Here is a 17,655-nt window from a genome sequence, read left to right as displayed (position 1 = left end):
GAAGCCTGTTTTGCATGGCGCACGCCTCACACCATGCGGCGGATGGGGCGCTTCTTCCAGACCAGCTTGTAGTAGGCGGTCTGCAGGCACAGCGTCAGGGTGTAGGACAGCGGAAGCGCCATCCAGATGCCCATCAGCCCGAAGCTGCGGCTCAGCCACCAGGCCAGGGGCAGCTCCAGCACGGCCAGCACCGTGATGGTGATGGCCGTGGGAATGATCACATCGCCGCTGGCGCGCATGATGGACGACAGGGCGATGAAGCAGCCCAGCAGCAGACCGCTCCACAGCACGATGTACAGCAGCTCGATGGCCAGCACCAGCACCTGCTCGTCGGTGATGAACATGCCCAGCAGCGGCCGTGCGAACAGGCTGCCGATCAGGGCCAGGGCAGCGCCCAGCACCAGGTTCATGCGGATGGCCGTGGCCGTGATGGCGCCCAGGCGCTCGCTGCGGCCCGCGCCGATGGCCTGGGCGCCGAGGATGGAGGCCGTGATGGCCACCGAAATGACCGGGAACTGCGCAAACGAGTTGATCTGGTTGACCGCACCGTAGGCCGCCGTGGCGCTGGAGCCAAAGCCGTTGACCAGTGACACGACGACCAGCCCGGCCATGGACGAGGCGATCATCTGCACGCCGGTGGGAATGCCCACGCGCAGGATGCTCTTGAGCAGGGTCCGGTCGATGCGCATGGCCCTCCACAGCTCGGCATTGGGTGCCAGCGGGCTGGCTATGCGGCGCAGCCGCCAGCCCAGCCAGGCCAGCGCCAGGGTGAAGCCCAGGATCATGGACACGCCCGCGCTGGCCACGCCCAGGCGCGGCAGGCCGGCCCAGCCCGCGATCAGCGCCGGGGTGCAGGCCAGGCCCGTGCCCGTGGAGATCAGCAGGGCCAGCATGGGCGAGACCGTGTCGCCCACTCCGCGCAGCAGCGAGGTGGCCAGCAGGAACACGAACAGCCCCGGCATGCCCAGCAGCACGATGCGCGAGTACAGCGTGGCCTGCTCCATGATGTCGGGCGGCGTGCCCAGCAACCGCATCAGCGGCTCGGTGAACAGCCCGCCGAACAGGGCCACGATGGCGCCGAACAGCAGTCCCATGCACATGGCCGTGCCTGCGATGGCGCGCAGCTTGTCGTGCATGCGCGCGCCGTAGGCCTGGCCGATCAGCACCGAGGAGCCCGCGCCCAGGCCGATCACGAAGGCGATGAAGAGGAACATCACCGGAAAAAAGGCCGCGACGGCGGCCAGCGCCTGCACGCCCAGCATCTGGCCGATGAAGACGCTGTTGATGGTGCCCGACAGCGATTGCAGGATGTTGGCCAGCACCATGGGGCCCAGGAACACCAGAAAGGTGCGCCACAACGGCTGGCTGCCGGCAATGGGCGGCCCGGCGGGGCTGGATGCGGCAGGCGCGGCGGCCTGGGGCAGGGGGGTCGGTTGGTTTCGTCATGTTGTGTCTGGTAATGCGACGAGAAAAGCAGTGAGGTCGGGCCGGGTCAGGTCTTCAGTCCTGGGCTGGCGCCGCAGGTGAGCCTGCCCACACGGGGTCGCCCAGTTGCTGCAGATAGCTTCGCACATCCTCGGGCCAGGCGGCGGTGTGCTGTGCAAAGGCTTCGGCCTGGCGTGCAAACAGGGCGCGGCTGGCGTCCTCGAAATGGGGCAGGTCGCCCGCCATCTCGCTCATGAAGCGGTAGACGGCTTCGGTGGCGGCGCGCACGGCATCCTGCGCGGCGTGCTTGCCGCGCGCCTCCTCGATCAGCCTGCGCAGTGCGCCGGAGGCGCCGCCGGGCTGGCGGTTCAGCCATTCCCAGTGGCGCGGCAGCAAGGTCACCTCGCGCGCCACCACGCCCAGTTTGGGGCGGCCCACGCTGCGGGGGGCGGCGGCTTCGGTGGGGGCAGGCGCTGCGGCCAGCTCGCTGCGCCAGTCCAGGTCCAGCCGCATGCCGCTGTGGTCGTCGAACACCCACAGCGGCGGCGCGGACCCGCTGCCGTGGGCCTGTTGCTCATGGCTTTGCAGGAACTGCAGGATGGCCGGCCTGCCGGCCTGCAGCAGCCGGCTGTGGCCCTGGAAGATGGTGTAGCTGGGGGCGGGCTCGGCGGCCGCTGCGCTGGATTTGGTAGTCATGGCGCAGATATTAGCCGGGTAAAAATATCAAGTCAATTAAACCCGGGTTAAATTTTTTCGATCGTCCTGCATGCCGCCAAAGAAAAAGCCCCTGGCAGAGACTGCCAGGGGCTTCGCAGGGGGAACTGCAGGCGTCGTTCAGACGCGCTTGCGGTACTCGCCTGTGCGGGTGTCGATTTCGATCTTGTCGCCCTGGCTCACGAACAGGGGCACGGGCACTTCGAAGCCGGTGGCAATCTTGGCGGGCTTGAGCACCTTGCCCGATGTGTCGCCCTTGACGGCGGGTTCGGTCCAGGTGATTTCGCGTTCCACGGACGTGGGCAGTTCGCAGGAGATGGCCTTGCCGTCGTAGAACACGACTTCGGCTTGCATGCCGTCTTCCAGGTAGTTGATGGCGTCGCCCATGTTGGCGGCTTCCACTTCGTACTGGTTGTACTCGGCATCCATCCAGACGTACATCGGATCGGCGAAGTAGGAGTAGGTGCACTCCTTCTTGTCCAGGATCACGTTGTCGATCTTGTCGTCGGCCTTGAACACGACTTCGGTGCCCATGTTCGACAGCAGGGCCTTGAGCTTCATGCGGACGGTGGCGGCGCCGCGGCCACCGCGAGCGTATTCGGTCTTCAGGACGATCATCGGGTCCTTGCCGTGCATGATCACGTTGCCGGCGCGGATTTCTTGAGCGATTTTCATAGCTTGCTTGGCTGAGGTTGAGCCGCTCAACAGGGCAGGCAAGCGAAGTCGCTGGGACGGTGCGCCTGCCGCAGTTCCGCGGCGGGTGCAACCCTGGTCAGTGGCGGCCGGCTGGCGGTCGCCCGCAGCGGCGCCTCCAGGGAGGCAAAACGTGCATTCTAGCTTTTTTCGGTCACGAAAGCTTGTAGCTGCTCAATCAATGGGGTCTGTTGCAGCAGCCGCAAGCGTGCCGCCTGCACGCATTCCTGCCAATGCTGCAGCAGCGCAGGCGTGATTGCGGGCAGGGTGCTTGCAGGTGCCATGCCGTTCCAGGCGTGGTGGAAGGCGCGCAGGCTGGCCGGTGCCTGCAGCCAGTCAAGAAAGGCGTCGAGCTTGTCGTGATGGGCGTCTTCGTGCTGGGGATAGATGTGCCAGACCAGCGGCTGGCCAGCCCACAGCGCGCGTACCAGCGAATCCTCGCCACGCACCAGGTTCAGGTCGCAGGCCCAGAGCATCTCGTCGAACTGAGGTTGGGGGCAGGGCTGCAGCGCATGCCGGGTCACCGCGCCTTGTTCCGTGGCGGGCACGCTGGCCATGGCCTGTTGCACGGCGGCGGCTGCGCGCCCCGGGGTCACCAGCAAATGCGTGGCCTGCGGCGCAAGGGGCGCTGCATGCAGTTGGGCCAGCCATTGAGGCAGGGCAGGGGGCTCGTAGCAGAACAGCGAGATGGCGCAATCGCCGGTGCCTATGCCGTGGCGTGTGCGCCAGGCCTGCCGGCCCTCGGAAGCAAAAGCTGCCTGGCGCGCGGCCAGGTCCGGCTCGCGCAGCAGGCCGCCCGTGGCGGCCGTGAAGCCCGGGTAGAAGAACCAGCGCGTCAACCCCGCAGCCGGCCCCGACATCAGCGGCGAGGGCAGGCGGTGGCAGCGCTCCACATAGTCCTCTGCCGACAGGTATTCGAGGTTGATCCACAGCGGTGCCCGGCGCGCGATGGCTGCCAGAAAGGGCGGCGGGATCTCGCAGCCGAAGGCCTCGATGACCACATCACCCATGGACTGTGGGACGTCCTGCGCCTGCGTGGGCCAGCCATGGACGCTGAGTCCGGCCGGGTGCGGCCGGGGAGCCATCCAGGCCAGGGCGCTGGCGTCGTCCATCCACAGCCGCACGCGCTGGCCGCGTGAGGCCAGGTCGGTGGCAGCGCGCCAGCACACGCCGATGTCGCCAAAGTTGTCTATGACCTGGCAGAAGATGTCCCAGGTCCGTGCAGTGGCCTGCTTTGGCGGCGGGTCCGGGGGGATGGGGTTGAAGGCAAGCATGGGAATCAGGGTTCGCACAGATGTTCGACCAGCAACTGCGCCACGGGCGGCAGTGCCTCTTGCGAGCGCACGCACAGCATCAGCTGGCGCTCGGCCCAGGGCTCGTCCAGCGCAATGCAGCGCAGCGGCAGGGCGCCCAGGTACAGGCGTGCGCTGCCTTCGGGCAGGATGCCTACGCCCAGGCCCGAGGCCACCATCAGGCACAGCGCGTCATAGCCCGTGACCTTCATTCGCAGCCGGGGCTGCAGGCCCAGGTCGGCGGCGGCGCGCGTGATCTGGTGGTTGAGCGCGCTGCCCGCGTGCATGCCCACCAGGTCATGGTCCAGCACCTGGGCCAGCCGCAGCGAGCGCCTGCGTACCAGCGCATGGCCCTGGGGCACGATCACGATGAGGCGATCGCGGCGGTACGGGCGCAGGCGGATCTTCTCGCCATAGCTGCCCTGGTTGAGGATGCCGATGTCGGCCTCGTTGTCGGCCACCGCGCGTGCGATGTCGCTGCTCACGCGCTCCTGCAGGCGCACGTCCACATGCGGGTGCTGGTCCAGGAAGCGCTGCAGCTGGGAGGGCAGGAACTGCGTGATGGCCGAGATGTTGGCCATCACGCGCACATGGCCGCGCAGGCCGCTGCCGTACTCGCGCATCTGCTCGCCGATGCCGTCCAGGTCGTTGAGCACGCCACGCGCCATGTTCAGCAGCGCATAGGCGGCAGCCGTGGGCACGCTGCCGCGGTTGCTGCGGGTGAACAGCTCCACCTGCAGCTGGCTCTCCAGCTCGGCCAGCCGCCGGCTGGCGGCCGAGGGGGCGATGTGTTCGCGTGCGGCAGCGCGTGCGATGGCGCTTTCCTCCATCACGGCCACGAACAGGCGCAGCGAAATCGGGTCGAGTTTCATGGGGTGGCGATTATCGCCCGGCCCCGTCCGGCTGGGTTCTGCCATGCCGGTTTGCGATGGCAGCGTCGCGCTTGAGCGTTTTGCGGCGCGCGCGGACGGCGGCAAGATCGGCGCCGCGGCAATGCCATCGCAGGCAGGCCGTGGAGACAACGAGGAAGCGTTCACCCATGACACAACAGACAAGGCAGGTTCCCACCCCCGGCGCACTCAACGGCGTGCGCGTGGTCGAGATGGGGCAATTGATCGCCGGGCCGTTCTGCGGCAAGACGCTGGGCGAGTTCGGCGCCGACGTGGTCAAGATCGAGGCGCCGGGCGCAGGCGATCCGCTGCGCAACTGGCGCCTGATCAAGAACGGCACCTCGGTCTGGTGGCAGGTGCAGTCGCGCAACAAGCGCTCGGTGGCGCTGGACCTGCGCCAGCAGGAGGGCCAGGACATCGCCCGGCGCCTGATCGCCGAGGCCGATGTGCTGGTCGAGAACTTCCGCCCCGGCACGCTGGAAGGCTGGGGCATGTCGCCCGAGGAGCTGCATGCGCTCAATCCCGGCCTGGTCATCCTGCGCATCTCGGGCTACGGCCAGACCGGCCCCTACCGCGACCTGCCGGGCTTTGGCGTGATCGGCGAGGCCATGGGCGGCCTGCGCCACCTGACAGCCGAGCCGGGCCGGGTGCCGGTGCGCGTGGGCGTGTCCATTGGCGACACGCTGGCCGCGCTGCATGGCGTGATCGGCGTGATGATGGCCCTGTACCACCGCAAGGTGAACGGCGGTGCCGGCCAGGTCATCGACGTGGCGCTGCACGAGGCCGTCTTCAACGTCATGGAAAGTCTGCTGCCCGAATACAGCGCCTTTGGTGCCGTGCGCGAGGCGGCGGGCAGCGCGCTGCCGGGCATCGCGCCGTCCAACGCCTATCCCTGCCAGGACGGCTGGGTGCTGGTGGCCGGCAATGGCGACTCCATCTTCAAGCGCCTGATGGCTACCATCGGCCGCCAGGACCTGGCCGACGATCCGCAGCTGGCCGACAACGCGGGCCGCGTGGCACGCATCGCCGAGATCGACGCCGTCATCGGCGGCTGGACGCGTGCCCAGAGCGTGCAGTCCGTGATGGACCAATTGGCCGCCGCGCGCGTGCCGGCCGGCAAGGTCTACACGGCCAAGGACATTGCCGAGGACCCGCACTACCGCGCCCGCGACATGATCCTCAGCCAGCACACGCGCGACGGCGACGACATCGAGGTGCCGGGCATCGTCCCCAAGCTCTCGCTCACGCCCGGCACGGTGCGCAGCAGTGCGCCCCATGTGGGCGATGACACCGATGCCGTGCTGGCCGAGGCCGGCCTCACGGCCCAACAGATTGCGCTGCTGCGCAGCAAGGGAGTGATCCAATGAATGCCGTCCACCCCACGGATGTCTGGCAGGGCGCGGGCCGCCGCGTTTTCTTCAACGAGGTCGGCACGCGCGACGGGCTGCAGATGGAGCAGGCCTTTGTCCCCACCGAGGACAAGATCGCCCTGGTCAATGCGCTGTCGCAGGCCGGCCTGTCCAAGATCGAGGTCACGGCCTTTGTCTCGCCCACGGCCATTCCCGCGCTGCGCGATGGCGAGATCGTGATGCGTGAGATAGAGCGCCGCCCCGGCACCGTCTACACCGCCCTGGTGCCCAATGCCCGTGGCGCCGAGCGCGCCATCGAGGCGCGCACGGACGAGCTCAACCTGGTCATGTCGGTCAGCGAGACGCACAACCTGTGCAACCTGCGCATGCAGCGCAGCCAGTCGTTCGCGGCGCTGGCCCAGGTCGTGGCCACGGCGCAGCAGGCCGGCGTGCCGGTCAATGTCTCGCTGTCATGCTGCTTTGGCTGCCCCATGGAGGGCGATGTGCCGCAGCAGGAAGTCTTCGACTGGGTGCAGCGCTTTGCCGACCTGGGCGTGCAGGGCATCACGCTGTGCGACACCACGGGCATGGCCTTCCCGACCCAGGTGCGCGCCATGGTGGCTGCCTTCCGGCAGCGCTGGCCGCAGCTGGGCATGACCCTGCATTTCCACAACACGCGCGGCATGGCCCTGGGCAATGTGCTGGCCTCCATCGAGGCGGGCGGCGACCGCTTCGACGCCTCCATCGGAGGCCTGGGCGGCTGCCCCTACGCGCCCGGCGCCTCGGGCAATGCCTGCACCGAGGACATCGTCCATGCGCTGCAGCTCATGGGCTACGACACCGGCGTGGACCTGGCGCGGATCGTTGCGGCCGCGCGCAGCCTGCCCGCGCTGATCGGCCATGACACGGCCAGCCAGATCGCCAAGGCCGGCGCGCGGCTGGACCTGCACCAGCCGCCGCCCGAGTTCGCGGCCATCCGCGAACGGGCGCTGGCCAAGGGCTGAGGCCGGCGCGAAATTTCACCCACAAGAACCGGACAACCCTCAAGGAGACAAAGATGAAGAAGATTCAACGCAGGCAGATCGCAGCCGTGGCCATCGCCATCGCAGGACTGGGCCTGGGCGGCACGGCCGCGCTGGCGCAGGGCGGCTACCCCGCCAAGACCATCACCATGATCGTGCCTGCCGCAGCCGGTGGCACCACCGACCTGGCGGCGCGCATGGCGGCCCAGGCGCTGGCGCCCGTGATCGGCCAGTCGGTGGTGGTGGACAACAAGGGCGGCGGCAACGGCTCGATTGCGGCCAGCCTGGTCAAGCGTGCCGAGGCCGATGGCTACACCCTGCTCATGCAGTACTCGGGCTACCACGTGATCTCGCCCCACCTGACCAAGGCCCGCATCTGGGAGCAGGGCGACTTCCAGCCCGTGGCCAATGTGCTGTCGGCGCCGCAGATCATCGTGGTGCGGTCCGAACTGCCCGTGAAGACGCTGGCCGAACTCGTGGCCTATGCCAAGGCCAACCCCGGCAAGCTGAACTACGCCTCATCAGGCAATGGCTCGCTGCAGCACGTGACGGGCGCCATGCTGGAGCAGCAGGCCGGCATCAAGATGGTCCACGTCCCCTACAAGGGCACCGGCCCCGCGCTGCAGGACCTGCTGGGCGGCCAGGTGGACCTGACCTTCGGCACGGCGCCGCCCTTCATGCCCCATGTGCAAAGCGGCAAGCTGCGCGTGCTGGCCGTGACCGGCCCCCAGCGCCTGCCCAGCCTGCCTGATGCGCCCACCACGGCCGAGGCCGGCTATGCGGGCGTCAACGCCACCTCCTGGTTTGCCGTGTTTGCGCCCGCCGCCACGCCCAGGCCCGTGATCGACAAGCTCACGGCCGACCTCAAGAAGGTGGTGGAGAACCCGGCCTTCAAGCAAAAGGCGCAGGAGCAGGGCGCCACGGCGGACTACATGAACCCGCAGCAGCTGGGCGCCATGGTCAAGACCGAGTGGTCCAATTGGTCCCAGGTGGTCAAGTCCTCGAAGATCGAGGCCGAGTAAGAGCCTGAAGGCCCGCAGGCCCGCTGCGGCGGGCCCGGGCAGCGGCCACAATAGGCGCATGTCCGAACCCCATTCCGATGAACTGCTGGCCCAGGTGGCAGCGCTGCCGGGCCTGCCCGGCGTCTATCGCTATTTCGACGCGGCAGGCAGCCTGCTGTACGTGGGCAAGGCCATCAACCTCAAGCGCCGCGTCTCCAGCTATTTCAGCAAGAACCATGGCGGCACGCGCATAGGCCACATGGTCGGCAAGATCGCTCGCCTGGAGACCACGGTGGTGCGCTCCGAGGCCGAAGCCCTGCTGCTGGAAAACAACCTCATCAAGACGCAGCACCCCAAGTACAACATCCTGTTCCGGGACGACAAGAGCTATCCCTACCTGAAGATCACCGGCGTGGCCGCGCGCGACGGCCAGGCCGGCGAGCCCGCGCACCAGCGCTTCGCGCGCATGGCCTACTACCGCGGTGCCGTGGACAAGCGCCACCGCTACTTCGGCCCCTATCCCAACGCCTGGGCCGTCAAGGAAAGCATACAGCTGCTGCAGAAGGTCTTCCGGCTGCGCACCTGCGAGGACACGGTCTTTGCCAACCGCTCGCGGCCCTGCCTGCTCTACCAGATCAAGCGCTGCAGCGGCCCTTGCGTGGATCTGATCTCGCCCGAAGCCTATGCGCTGGACGTGCGCAATGCCGAGGCCATGCTGCGCGGCGAAACCCAGGAACTGCTGCGCCAGCTGGAGGCCCGCATGATGGAGCTGGCCGAGCGCATGGAGTACGAGCAGGCCGCCGAGGTGCGCAACCAGATGACGGCGCTGTCGCGCGTGCTGCACCAGCAGGTCATAGAAACCGCCGACGACCGCGACGTGGACATCCTCGCCGTGAAAGTGCAGGGCGGCCGCGCCTGCGTGAACCTGGCCATGGTGCGCGGCGGCCGCCACCTGGGCGACCGGCCGTACTTTCCCGCCAATCTGGGCGATGCCGCCTCGGTCTACGCCAGCGAGGAAGAGGCCAGCCTTGCCGAGTCCGCGCGCCCGGTCGAGGACATCGTGCTGGAGGCCTTCATCGCCCAGCACTACACCGGCGTGGCCGTGCCGCCCGTGCTCATCGTCAGCCATCCCGTGGACAAGAAGCTGCTGGCCCTGCTGAGCGAGCAAGGCGGCGTGCGCATCACCGCCGTGCAGCAGCCGCGCGAGCAGCGGCGCATCTGGCTGGAGATGGCGCAAAAGAATGCCGACATCCAGATGGCCCGCCTGCTGGCCGAAGAAGGCTCGCAGCAGGCGCGCACGCGCGCCCTGGTCGAGGCGCTGGACCTGGCCTGCGAAAACCTCGATGAACTCACCATCGAATGCTTCGACATTTCGCACACGGCGGGCGAGGCCACGCAGGCCTCCTGCGTGGTCTTCCATCACCACAAGATGCAAAGCAGCGAATACCGGCGTTTCAACATCGAGGGCATCACGGGCGGCGACGACTACGCGGCCATGCGCCAGGTGCTGACCCGCCGCTACAGCCGCGTCGCCGAAGCCCAAAGAGAGGCGGGAGGTGCCGAGCTCACGGGCAAGCAGCCGCAACTGCCCGACCTGGTGCTGGTCGATGGCGGCAAGGGCCAGGTCAGCATGGCACGCGAGGTGTTCGACCAGCTTGGACTGGATGTCTCCCGCATCGTCGGCGTGGAGAAGGGCGAAGGGCGCAAGGTCGGCCTGGAGGAGCTGGTCTTTGCCGACGGGCGCGAGAAAATCTACCTGGGCCATGACTCGGCCGCGCTGATGCTGGTGGCCCAGATCCGCGACGAGGCCCACCGCTTCGCCATCACCGGCATGCGCGCGGCGCGTGCCAAGGTGCGGGTGAGCGGCGGCAAGCTCGAAGAGATTCCGGGCGTGGGCCCCAAGAAGCGCGCGCGCCTGCTGCAGCGCTTTGGCGGCGTGCGCGGCGTGTCCGAAGCCACCGTCGAGGACCTGTGCAGCGTGGATGGCATCTCGGCCGCGCTGGCTGAAGATATCTACCGTGCATTGCATTGAAATGACCGTCCCGCAGGCTGCACCGCGGCCCCCGAAACAGAACCTCAAACACCAAGGTACGTGACACAATGGCGGCCATGTTTCTCACAATCCCCACCTTGATGACCTGTACGCGGATCGTCGCGATTCCGCTGATCGTCGGGGTGTTCTACGCGCCGTTCGATGTGGCGACCCGCAACCTGGTCGCCACGGTCATGTTCATCGTCTTCGCGGCCACCGACTGGCTCGACGGCTACCTGGCGCGCAAGCTCAACCAGACATCGGCATTCGGCGCCTTCCTCGATCCGGTGGCCGACAAGTTTCTGGTCTGCGCCTCGCTGCTGGTGCTGGTGCACCTGCAGCGCACCGACGTGTTCGTGGCCCTGATCATCATCGGCCGCGAGATCGCCATCTCGGCCCTGCGCGAATGGATGGCCCACCTGGGCGCGGGCAAGAGCGTGGCCGTGCACATGCTGGGCAAGCTCAAGACCACGGCGCAGATGGTGGCCATCCCCTTCCTGCTGTACGACGGCCGTGTGTTCGGCATGATCGACACCGGCGTCTGGGGCCAGGTGCTGATCTGGGTGGCGGCGGTGCTCACCGTCTGGTCCATGGTGTACTACCTGCAAAAAGCCCTGCCCGAGATCCGCGCGCGGGTCACGCACTGAGGGCCTTTTCGACCGGTCCCGGATCCTGCGCCAGACACGTCAAACTGTCTGGCGTTGCTATTTTTTCGGAAGCATTTGAATCAGGCAGGGCAGCAGCTGTGGCGCCGCGGATGCGAAGCGATGATGCGCTTTGCAGCACCGGCAAGGCCTGCAGAGGACAAGTCCATTGTCAACCCTTGTCAATTCGTGAAGCCGCTAGCCTCGGCTGGGCGCAAAAAACCGGCCGCAAAGCCAAAGCTGGCGCCAAAACCGCATAGAATCGTCCCCTGTCGCTGCGATGCGCAGCGTGCATTGACACCTGGAAGGTCGATGGCTTTAATTCACCGATGTCTGCCCCCGGGGCAGGCGTCCAGCGGCAAGCCAGATTCCGTATCCGTCGCGCCGGGTCTCTGGCCGAGCCAAGTTGGTGGCCGCAGAGACATCCCATTCACTTATTTCTCCAGAGGCATCTTGTGAATAAAACCGAACTGATTGAGCACATCGCTAACAACGCCGACATCTCCAAGGCTGCGGCTGCTCGCGCACTGGATTCCACGATTGAGGCTGTGAAGAAAACCCTCAAAAAGGGTGGTACAGTGTCGCTCGTTGGTTTTGGCACATTCGCCGTTGGTAAGCGCGCTGCTCGTACGGGCCGCAACCCCCGCACCGGCGAAACCATCAAGATCAAGGCCGCCAAGGTTCCAAAGTTCCGTCCGGGCAAGGCATTGAAAGATGCCCTGAACTGACACCAGTCAAGGTGGGGTGCTTAGCTCAGTTGGTAGAGCGGCGCCCTTACAAGGCGTAGGTCGGCGGTTCGACCCCGTCAGCACCCACCAAGAACAAAAGGCGAACGAAAGTTCGCCTTTTCTATTTCTGCCATTGAAAGACGACAGACCATGTTCGAATCCATCCGCAAGCATTCCAAGTTCGTGATGATCTTGTTGTTCTTGCTGATCATTCCCTCGTTCATCTTCGTGGGTGTGAACCAGAACTACTTCACGGAGTCCAGCGTCATCGTCGCACGTGTCGATGGTCATGAGATCAAGCAGGCCGACTGGGAGAACGCGCACCGCATGGAGAGTGATCGCCTGCGCGCCGAGAACCCCAACATCGACCCCAAGCTGCTGGACTCGCCGCAGGCGCGCTACGCCACGCTGGAGAAGATGGTGCGTGACCAGGTGCTGGCCGCTGCCGTGCAGAAGATGCACCTGGCCGCGTCCGATGCGCAACTGGTGCGCACGCTGCAGGAGATCCCCGCGATTGCCGCGCTCAAGAAGCCTGATGGCTCGATGGATGCCGAGGCCTACCGCGCCCTGGTCGGATCTCAGGGCCTGACGCCCGAAGGCTTCGAGGCCAACCTGCGCCGCGAGCTGTCCATGAACCAGGTGATGGGTGGCGTGACGGGTACGGCCTTTGCGACCGACACCCAGGTCAGGCAGGCCATCGATGCGCTGTACCAGCGCCGCGAAGTGCAGGTGGCCCGCTTTGAAGCCAGCGCCTACGCCAGCAAGGTCCAGCCCACCGAGGCCGAACTCAAGGCCTACTACGATGCCCACACCAGCCAGTTCCAGCAATCGGAGCAGGCCAAGGTGGAGTACCTGCTGCTGGACGTTCCCAGCATCGAGGCCGGCATCACGCTGAGCGAAGACGATGTGCGTTCCTACTACAACCAGAACGCCGAGCGCCTGGCCGGCCCCGAAGAGCGCCGTGCCAGCCACATCCTGATCAATGCAAGCAAGGATGCGCCTGCTGCCGAGCAGGAAAAAGCCAAGGCCAAGGCCGAGGAACTGCTGGCCGAGCTGCGCAAGGACCCCAAGCGCTTCGCCGAACTGGCCAAGGCCAATTCGCAGGACGGCGGCTCCGCTGCATCGGGCGGCGATCTGGGCTACTTCGGCCGCGGTGCCATGGTCAAGCCCTTCGAGGACGCAGCCTTCGGCATGAAGGTGGGCGACATCAGCGACGTGGTGCACAGCGACTTCGGCTACCACATCATCTCGCTGGTGGACATCAAGAAGCCCAAGGCTCCGAGCTTCGAGCAGATGCGTCCCAAGCTGGAAGCCGAACTCAAGCAGCAACAGGCCCAGCGCAAGTTCGCCGAACTGGCGGAAGGCTTCTCCAATGCGGTCTACGAGCAGTCGGACAGCCTGCAGCCCGTGGCCGAAAAGTTCAAGCTCACCGTGCAAAAGGCAGACCATGTGACGCGCCAGCCTGGCCCCAACGTCAAGGGTCCCCTGGCCAATCCCCGCTTCCTGGAAGCGCTGTTCTCCAGCGACTCGCTGAACAACAAGCGCAACACCGATGCAGTGGAGCTGGGTTCCAGCCAGCTGGTGGCCGGCCGCGTGGTGGAGTACACGCCGGCCCGCACGCTGCCCATGGCCGAGGTCGGCGACAAGCTGCGCACCCTGTACGTGGCGCAAAAGTCCGCCGAACTGGCCAAGGCCGATGGCGAGGCCAAGCTTGCAGCATGGAAGGCCAAGCCTGATGCGGCGCAACTGCCTGCCGCCAAGGTGATCAGCCGTGACCAGCCGGAAGGCCAGTCGCGCGAAGTGGTGGATGCCGCCCTGCGTGCACCGACCGCTCAACTGCCTGCCTGGACGGGTGTCGACATGGGTGCCCAAGGCTATGCCGTGGTCAAGATCAACCGCATCGTCGAGCGTCCGGCCGATGATGCACAGGCCGCTGCCGCGCAGAAGCAGGACTTCCTGCGAAGCTCTGCGGTCGCAGAAGCTATGGCATACTACGAGCTTCTCAAGAAACAGCTCAAGGTGCAGATCAAGGTCCCGCGCCCCTGATGAGAGAAATTTCTAGAAAAACAGAAATTTCAAAAATCAAGCAGTTTATTGACATACAATAGCATTCTTCTACGGTGGCTGTAGCTCAGTTGGTAGAGTCCAGGATTGTGATTCCTGTTGTCGTGGGTTCGAGCCCCATCAGCCACCCCAAATAAAAAGATCCCCAGTGCAGAAATGCATTGGGGATTTTTGCTTTCGGCGGCGGTTCTGGCTGGAGATGCCCGAAGCCTCCAGATCAGGCAGGCAGGGCGTTTTGCCTGCGGCAGGCGCACAGAGGGGCTGCTGGCCGCGTCTTCCGGCGAGATCTGATCGTGCAGCGCACAGGGCAACACAGCAGTTGCTGCCCGCAAGTCATTTGGCTGCCGGTTTCTGGCATATAATTCGATGCTTCTACGGTGGCTGTAGCTCAGTTGGTAGAGTCCAGGATTGTGATTCCTGTTGTCGTGGGTTCGAGCCCCATCAGCCACCCCAAACAAAAAAATCCCCAGTGCAGGAATGCACTGGGGATTTTTGCTTTTCCGTTGCCAGGGATGTCGAATATTCGCTTCGGCCATGGCAGGAGATGGAGGCTGGGAGTGTGCGCTCGTACGTACGTGCCGCCTTTCGGGGCGAAATCGATGGCCCGATCTGGGCGTGCCCGTTGCAGTGGCGTTTCGACGACGGCCCTGCAGACTGGACGCCGCAGCCCTGCTGGCCCGGCCTGATCCCAGCGTCCATGAGTATGTCTGCGGCCCCAGGGATTTCATGGATCATGTCATTGAAATCAATACAGGGCGCGATTGCGCCGCCTCAGCGTTTCCGAAGGCAACTCGCCGAACATGCGCTTGTAGTCTGCAGAGAAATTTCCCAGGTGCGACAGGCCCACTTCCATGGCTATTTCGGCAATGGACAGAGTCGGGTTTCGGGAGCTCTCGAGCTCGCGCCTTGCTTTGCGCAGACGTTGTGCCTTGAGGTAGCCCATGGGTGTGAGATCCCGGTAGGTCCTGAACGCTTTGTAGAGATTGCGCTCACTGGTGCCCGAGGCCAGCACCATGTCGGCCAGCGAGAGATCCAGCGCCAGGTGTGAGTCCACGTAGCGCTCCGCACGCAGCAGGCACTCCGGGCCGTCGCTGCCGATCACCCGTTCGACGCGATCCGAGTGGGAGTGTGGTACGGCCCAGAAGAAAGTGTCTGTCAGCTGGCTCTCGAAAATACGGGCCAGCTTGGGCGTGTGGATGGTCGCGTAGGGGTCCTCGAGTTCCGCACAGATGTGCTCAATGGAGCGGACCAGACTGCCCACGCGCTGCTGGTTGCGCAGTACAAAAGGTGTGAACTCCACCTGGTTCGCCACGGTGTGGCCCAGGAGGCCGGTGAGATGCTGCTGCATCGCGCTGCGCTCAATGCGCACGATCAGTGCGCAGCAGTCGGCGCTGTGATGCAGCAGCGCGGGACGCATGGGATTGATGATCGCCATCGCGTTGCTGTCCACGGAGTACGAATGGCCGCCCATGCAGACGTCAAGCTGTCCTGACAGGACGATCTGGATGTAGTAGTTGTCTTGCGTCGGGAAACCGTCGATCAGCGTTTCTGCGCCGAAACCCAGGTTCGCCACCGCCATGCTGCCGAGCGAGACGTGGTGCAGGTAGCCTTCTTTGATCTGTCGCCCATTGGATGGCCGGACCTGATGCTGGGCAATGCGCTGCTGGGCATGCGCCGAAACGGTGTCTGCGGAAACACCGTGCAGCACACAGTGGCGCTGTAGCGTGGAGGTGTCCATGCGTCGACTCCTGAGGTTCTGGTGGGGCGATCGGGGTGAACGCAAACGTGAATCACACAGCAAGAAATATCACAGGCTTCGGTCAATCGTTCGTCTGGTTTTCCCTTTGAACCGGGGTCCTGTGAGGTGCCGTGCAGCCGCTGGATAACGGCGTGCTGCCAGGCGATAGACCGGGGGACGGCCTGGCCAGAACAATCACTGCAAGCAGGCGGTGAAGCGTGTCGATGCTCCGCAGGAGCGGCGTCCCGGCCGACTGCGTACCCATCGATATCAAGGAGGCATATCTCATGGCAGAAATCAGTTCCCTGGGCTACCTGGGCTTCGGCGTCAGCGATTTGGCGCGTTGGGAAACCCTCTTGGTGGACGTGCTCGGCCTGCAGGCGGGCGAGCGTGATGGCCACCGCAGCCTCGCACTGCGCATGGACGACCGCATGCAGCGCGTTGTTCTGGAGCACGATGGCTGCGACGACCTGAGCTACGCCGGCTGGATGTTCGATACCGAAGCCGAGCTGGAGGACTATGTGCGTGCGCTGGCTGCCAAAGGGTTGGCCGTGAACGTGGTGGACCGAGAAGCCACGCAGCGCCGTTGCGTCGAAAAGGCGTATGCCTGTATGGACCCGAACGGCCTGCGCCATGAGTTCGCCTTCGGCATGAAATTCGCAGCCGAGCGCTTCGCCTCCAAGGTGCTGAACAAGGGCTTTGTGACGGGGCGCCTGGGAATGGGCCACATTCTGGTGGCCGGCAGAAATTACCCCGCCACGCTGGACTTTGCGCGCCAGATCCTGGGCCTGCGCCTGAGCGACTATGTCCGTGCTCCGCTGGAAACGCCCCATGGCGTGGTGCAGGTGGACGCAACGTTCTTTCATACCGTCACTGGCCGCCACCACTCTCTGGCGGCTGCCGCCGTGCCCTTTCCCAAAAAGCTGCACCACTTCATGTTGGAGGTGGAGGACTTCAACGATGTCGGCATGGCACACGATCGCTGCGCCAAAGCCGGCTTCCCGGTGGCCACGGGCCTGGGCCACCACCCGAATGATCAGATGTTCTCGTTCTATGTGGTGACGCCTTCCGGTGTTCAGCTCGAGTTTGGCCACGGGGGCCTCGTGATCGATGACCGCGATTGGGAGGTCAAGACTTACTCGCAGCTCAGTGACTGGGGCCACATCTCGCCGTGCGCCTGAATTGCGCCTGCATCTCCGGTTTCCTTCAGATCAATCAAGGAAGACATGACCATGAACCCACAAGACCACAAACTCATCCAGACCGGTGAATTCAGAACCGCTTACTACGAAGCGGGCTCGGGCGAGACCATCATCCTGATCCACGGTGGTGGCGCTGGCGCCGACGCCTGCGGCAACTGGAAGAACTGCTTCCCGCTCTTCTCACGGCGTGCACGCGTGCTGGCGATGGACATGGTCGGCTTTGGCGCCTCCGATGCACCCGATCCGGCGCTGTTCAGCTACACGCAGGACGCCCGCACTGCCCAGGCCATCGCCTTCATCGAGGCGATTGGCGACGGGCAGCCGGTGCATATCGTCGGCAACTCGATGGGCGGGGCCACAGCCCTGGGGGTGGCGATGCAGCGTCCCGAGCTGGTCAGGAACATCGTGCTGATGGGCAGTGCCGGCCTGAACCGCGATCTCAACGCCGCCTTGGCCCCGGTGATCAACTACGACTTCACTCTGGAGGGGATGCGCAAGATCGTGGGCGTGCTCGCCAACCCCGATCTGGGCATGTCGGAGGAACTGCTGAGCTACCGCTACGAGCTGTCCATCCAGCCCGCCAGGAAAGCGGCCTACAAGGCCACGATGGGCTGGGTCAAGGAACGCGGCGGCCTGCACTACGAGGAAGCGCAGATCGCGGCCGTGAAGACGCGTGCGCTGGTGTTCGCAGGAAAGGATGATCTGGTGATTCCGATGGAGGACAACCTGCGTTTTCTGCAGCTGCTGGACCATTCGACAGGCTACTTTCTGCCGCACTGCCGCCACTGGGCCATGATGGAATATCCGGAGATATTCAGCCGCGTAACCATCGACTTCCTGCTTCTCGACCGCTGAGCCGAA

The 17,655-nt window shown here is 65.3% G+C and carries 15 protein-coding genes and 3 tRNA genes; 12 read left to right on the top strand and 6 right to left on the bottom strand.

Annotation, left to right across the window (positions count from 1 at the left end; translation table 11 throughout):
* Positions 1–26: 26 nt before the first annotated feature.
* From ACFPFG_RS06005 to ACFPFG_RS05985, 5 genes are all read right to left on the bottom strand, one after another.
* The gene (locus ACFPFG_RS06005; protein ID WP_380110233.1) at positions 27–1,325 is read right to left on the bottom strand and encodes an MATE family efflux transporter; all 1,299 of its coding nucleotides are present in this window, start codon (positions 1,323–1,325) and stop codon (positions 27–29) included.
* A gap of 175 nt (positions 1,326–1,500) precedes the next feature.
* Positions 1,501–2,121 carry a DUF2239 family protein gene (locus ACFPFG_RS06000; RefSeq protein WP_380105587.1) on the bottom strand — a complete coding sequence of 207 codons (621 nt, stop codon included), beginning with the start codon at positions 2,119–2,121 and terminating at the stop codon, positions 1,501–1,503.
* Between the two features lie 138 nt (positions 2,122–2,259).
* A complete protein-coding gene (gene efp, locus ACFPFG_RS05995; RefSeq protein WP_016445346.1) occupies positions 2,260–2,814 on the bottom strand; it encodes an elongation factor P in 555 nt (184 codons plus the stop codon).
* A 158-nt stretch (positions 2,815–2,972) separates the two neighbouring features.
* Positions 2,973–4,106, bottom strand: coding sequence for an elongation factor P maturation arginine rhamnosyltransferase EarP (gene earP, locus ACFPFG_RS05990; RefSeq protein WP_380105585.1), 1,134 nt, complete (start codon positions 4,104–4,106; stop codon positions 2,973–2,975).
* 5 nt (positions 4,107–4,111) lie between these two features.
* Positions 4,112–4,996 (bottom strand): LysR family transcriptional regulator, encoded by an 885-nt coding sequence (locus ACFPFG_RS05985; RefSeq protein ID WP_012204721.1) that lies wholly within the window; start codon positions 4,994–4,996, stop codon positions 4,112–4,114.
* A gap of 167 nt (positions 4,997–5,163) precedes the next feature.
* Between ACFPFG_RS05985 and ACFPFG_RS05980 the strand changes: the two genes are divergently transcribed.
* From ACFPFG_RS05980 to ACFPFG_RS05935, 10 genes are all read left to right on the top strand, one after another.
* Positions 5,164–6,381 (top strand): CaiB/BaiF CoA transferase family protein, encoded by a 1,218-nt coding sequence (locus tag ACFPFG_RS05980; protein WP_197956758.1) that lies wholly within the window; start codon positions 5,164–5,166, stop codon positions 6,379–6,381.
* A complete protein-coding gene (locus ACFPFG_RS05975) occupies positions 6,378–7,367 on the top strand; it encodes a hydroxymethylglutaryl-CoA lyase (protein ID WP_183018968.1) in 990 nt (329 codons plus the stop codon). The genes ACFPFG_RS05980 and ACFPFG_RS05975 overlap by 4 nt, the downstream gene beginning before the upstream one ends.
* 53 nt (positions 7,368–7,420) lie before the next feature.
* Complete coding sequence (locus tag ACFPFG_RS05970) at positions 7,421–8,407, top strand: Bug family tripartite tricarboxylate transporter substrate binding protein (protein ID WP_380105581.1); 987 nt, start codon at positions 7,421–7,423, stop codon at positions 8,405–8,407.
* 58 nt (positions 8,408–8,465) lie between these two features.
* Positions 8,466–10,418 carry an excinuclease ABC subunit UvrC gene (gene uvrC / locus ACFPFG_RS05965; RefSeq protein ID WP_312374648.1) on the top strand — a complete coding sequence of 651 codons (1,953 nt, stop codon included), beginning with the start codon at positions 8,466–8,468 and terminating at the stop codon, positions 10,416–10,418.
* A gap of 77 nt (positions 10,419–10,495) precedes the next feature.
* Complete coding sequence (gene pgsA / locus ACFPFG_RS05960; RefSeq protein ID WP_026062576.1) at positions 10,496–11,065, top strand: CDP-diacylglycerol--glycerol-3-phosphate 3-phosphatidyltransferase; 570 nt, start codon at positions 10,496–10,498, stop codon at positions 11,063–11,065.
* Between the two features lie 452 nt (positions 11,066–11,517).
* A complete protein-coding gene (locus ACFPFG_RS05955) occupies positions 11,518–11,790 on the top strand; it encodes an HU family DNA-binding protein (RefSeq protein WP_012204727.1) in 273 nt (90 codons plus the stop codon).
* Positions 11,791–11,804: 14 nt separating this feature from the next.
* Positions 11,805–11,880 (top strand) — tRNA-Val (locus ACFPFG_RS05950).
* Positions 11,881–11,940: 60 nt separating this feature from the next.
* Positions 11,941–13,836 carry a SurA N-terminal domain-containing protein gene (locus ACFPFG_RS05945; protein WP_183018971.1) on the top strand — a complete coding sequence of 632 codons (1,896 nt, stop codon included), beginning with the start codon at positions 11,941–11,943 and terminating at the stop codon, positions 13,834–13,836.
* Positions 13,837–13,910: 74 nt separating this feature from the next.
* Positions 13,911–13,986 (top strand) — tRNA-His (locus ACFPFG_RS05940).
* Positions 13,987–14,231: 245 nt separating this feature from the next.
* Positions 14,232–14,307 (top strand) — tRNA-His (locus ACFPFG_RS05935).
* A 292-nt stretch (positions 14,308–14,599) separates the two neighbouring features.
* On the opposite strand, the gene ACFPFG_RS05930 is transcribed toward ACFPFG_RS05935, so the two are convergent.
* Positions 14,600–15,592, bottom strand: a complete 993-nt coding sequence (locus ACFPFG_RS05930; RefSeq protein WP_183018972.1) for an AraC family transcriptional regulator — start codon at positions 15,590–15,592, stop codon at positions 14,600–14,602.
* 287 nt (positions 15,593–15,879) lie between these two features.
* Between ACFPFG_RS05930 and ACFPFG_RS05925 the strand changes: the two genes are divergently transcribed.
* Complete coding sequence (locus ACFPFG_RS05925) at positions 15,880–16,773, top strand: VOC family protein (protein WP_183018973.1); 894 nt, start codon at positions 15,880–15,882, stop codon at positions 16,771–16,773.
* A 51-nt stretch (positions 16,774–16,824) separates the two neighbouring features.
* Positions 16,825–17,649, top strand: a complete 825-nt coding sequence (locus ACFPFG_RS05920) for an alpha/beta fold hydrolase (RefSeq protein WP_197956752.1) — start codon at positions 16,825–16,827, stop codon at positions 17,647–17,649.
* Positions 17,650–17,655: the final 6 nt, after the last annotated feature.

This window comes from Delftia deserti, assembly GCF_042653485.1.
Lineage (GTDB): Bacteria > Pseudomonadota > Gammaproteobacteria > Burkholderiales > Burkholderiaceae_C > Comamonas > Comamonas acidovorans.
The sequence above is the reverse complement of the archived record's forward strand: the minus strand, read 5'-3'. Positions and strand labels throughout refer to the sequence as shown.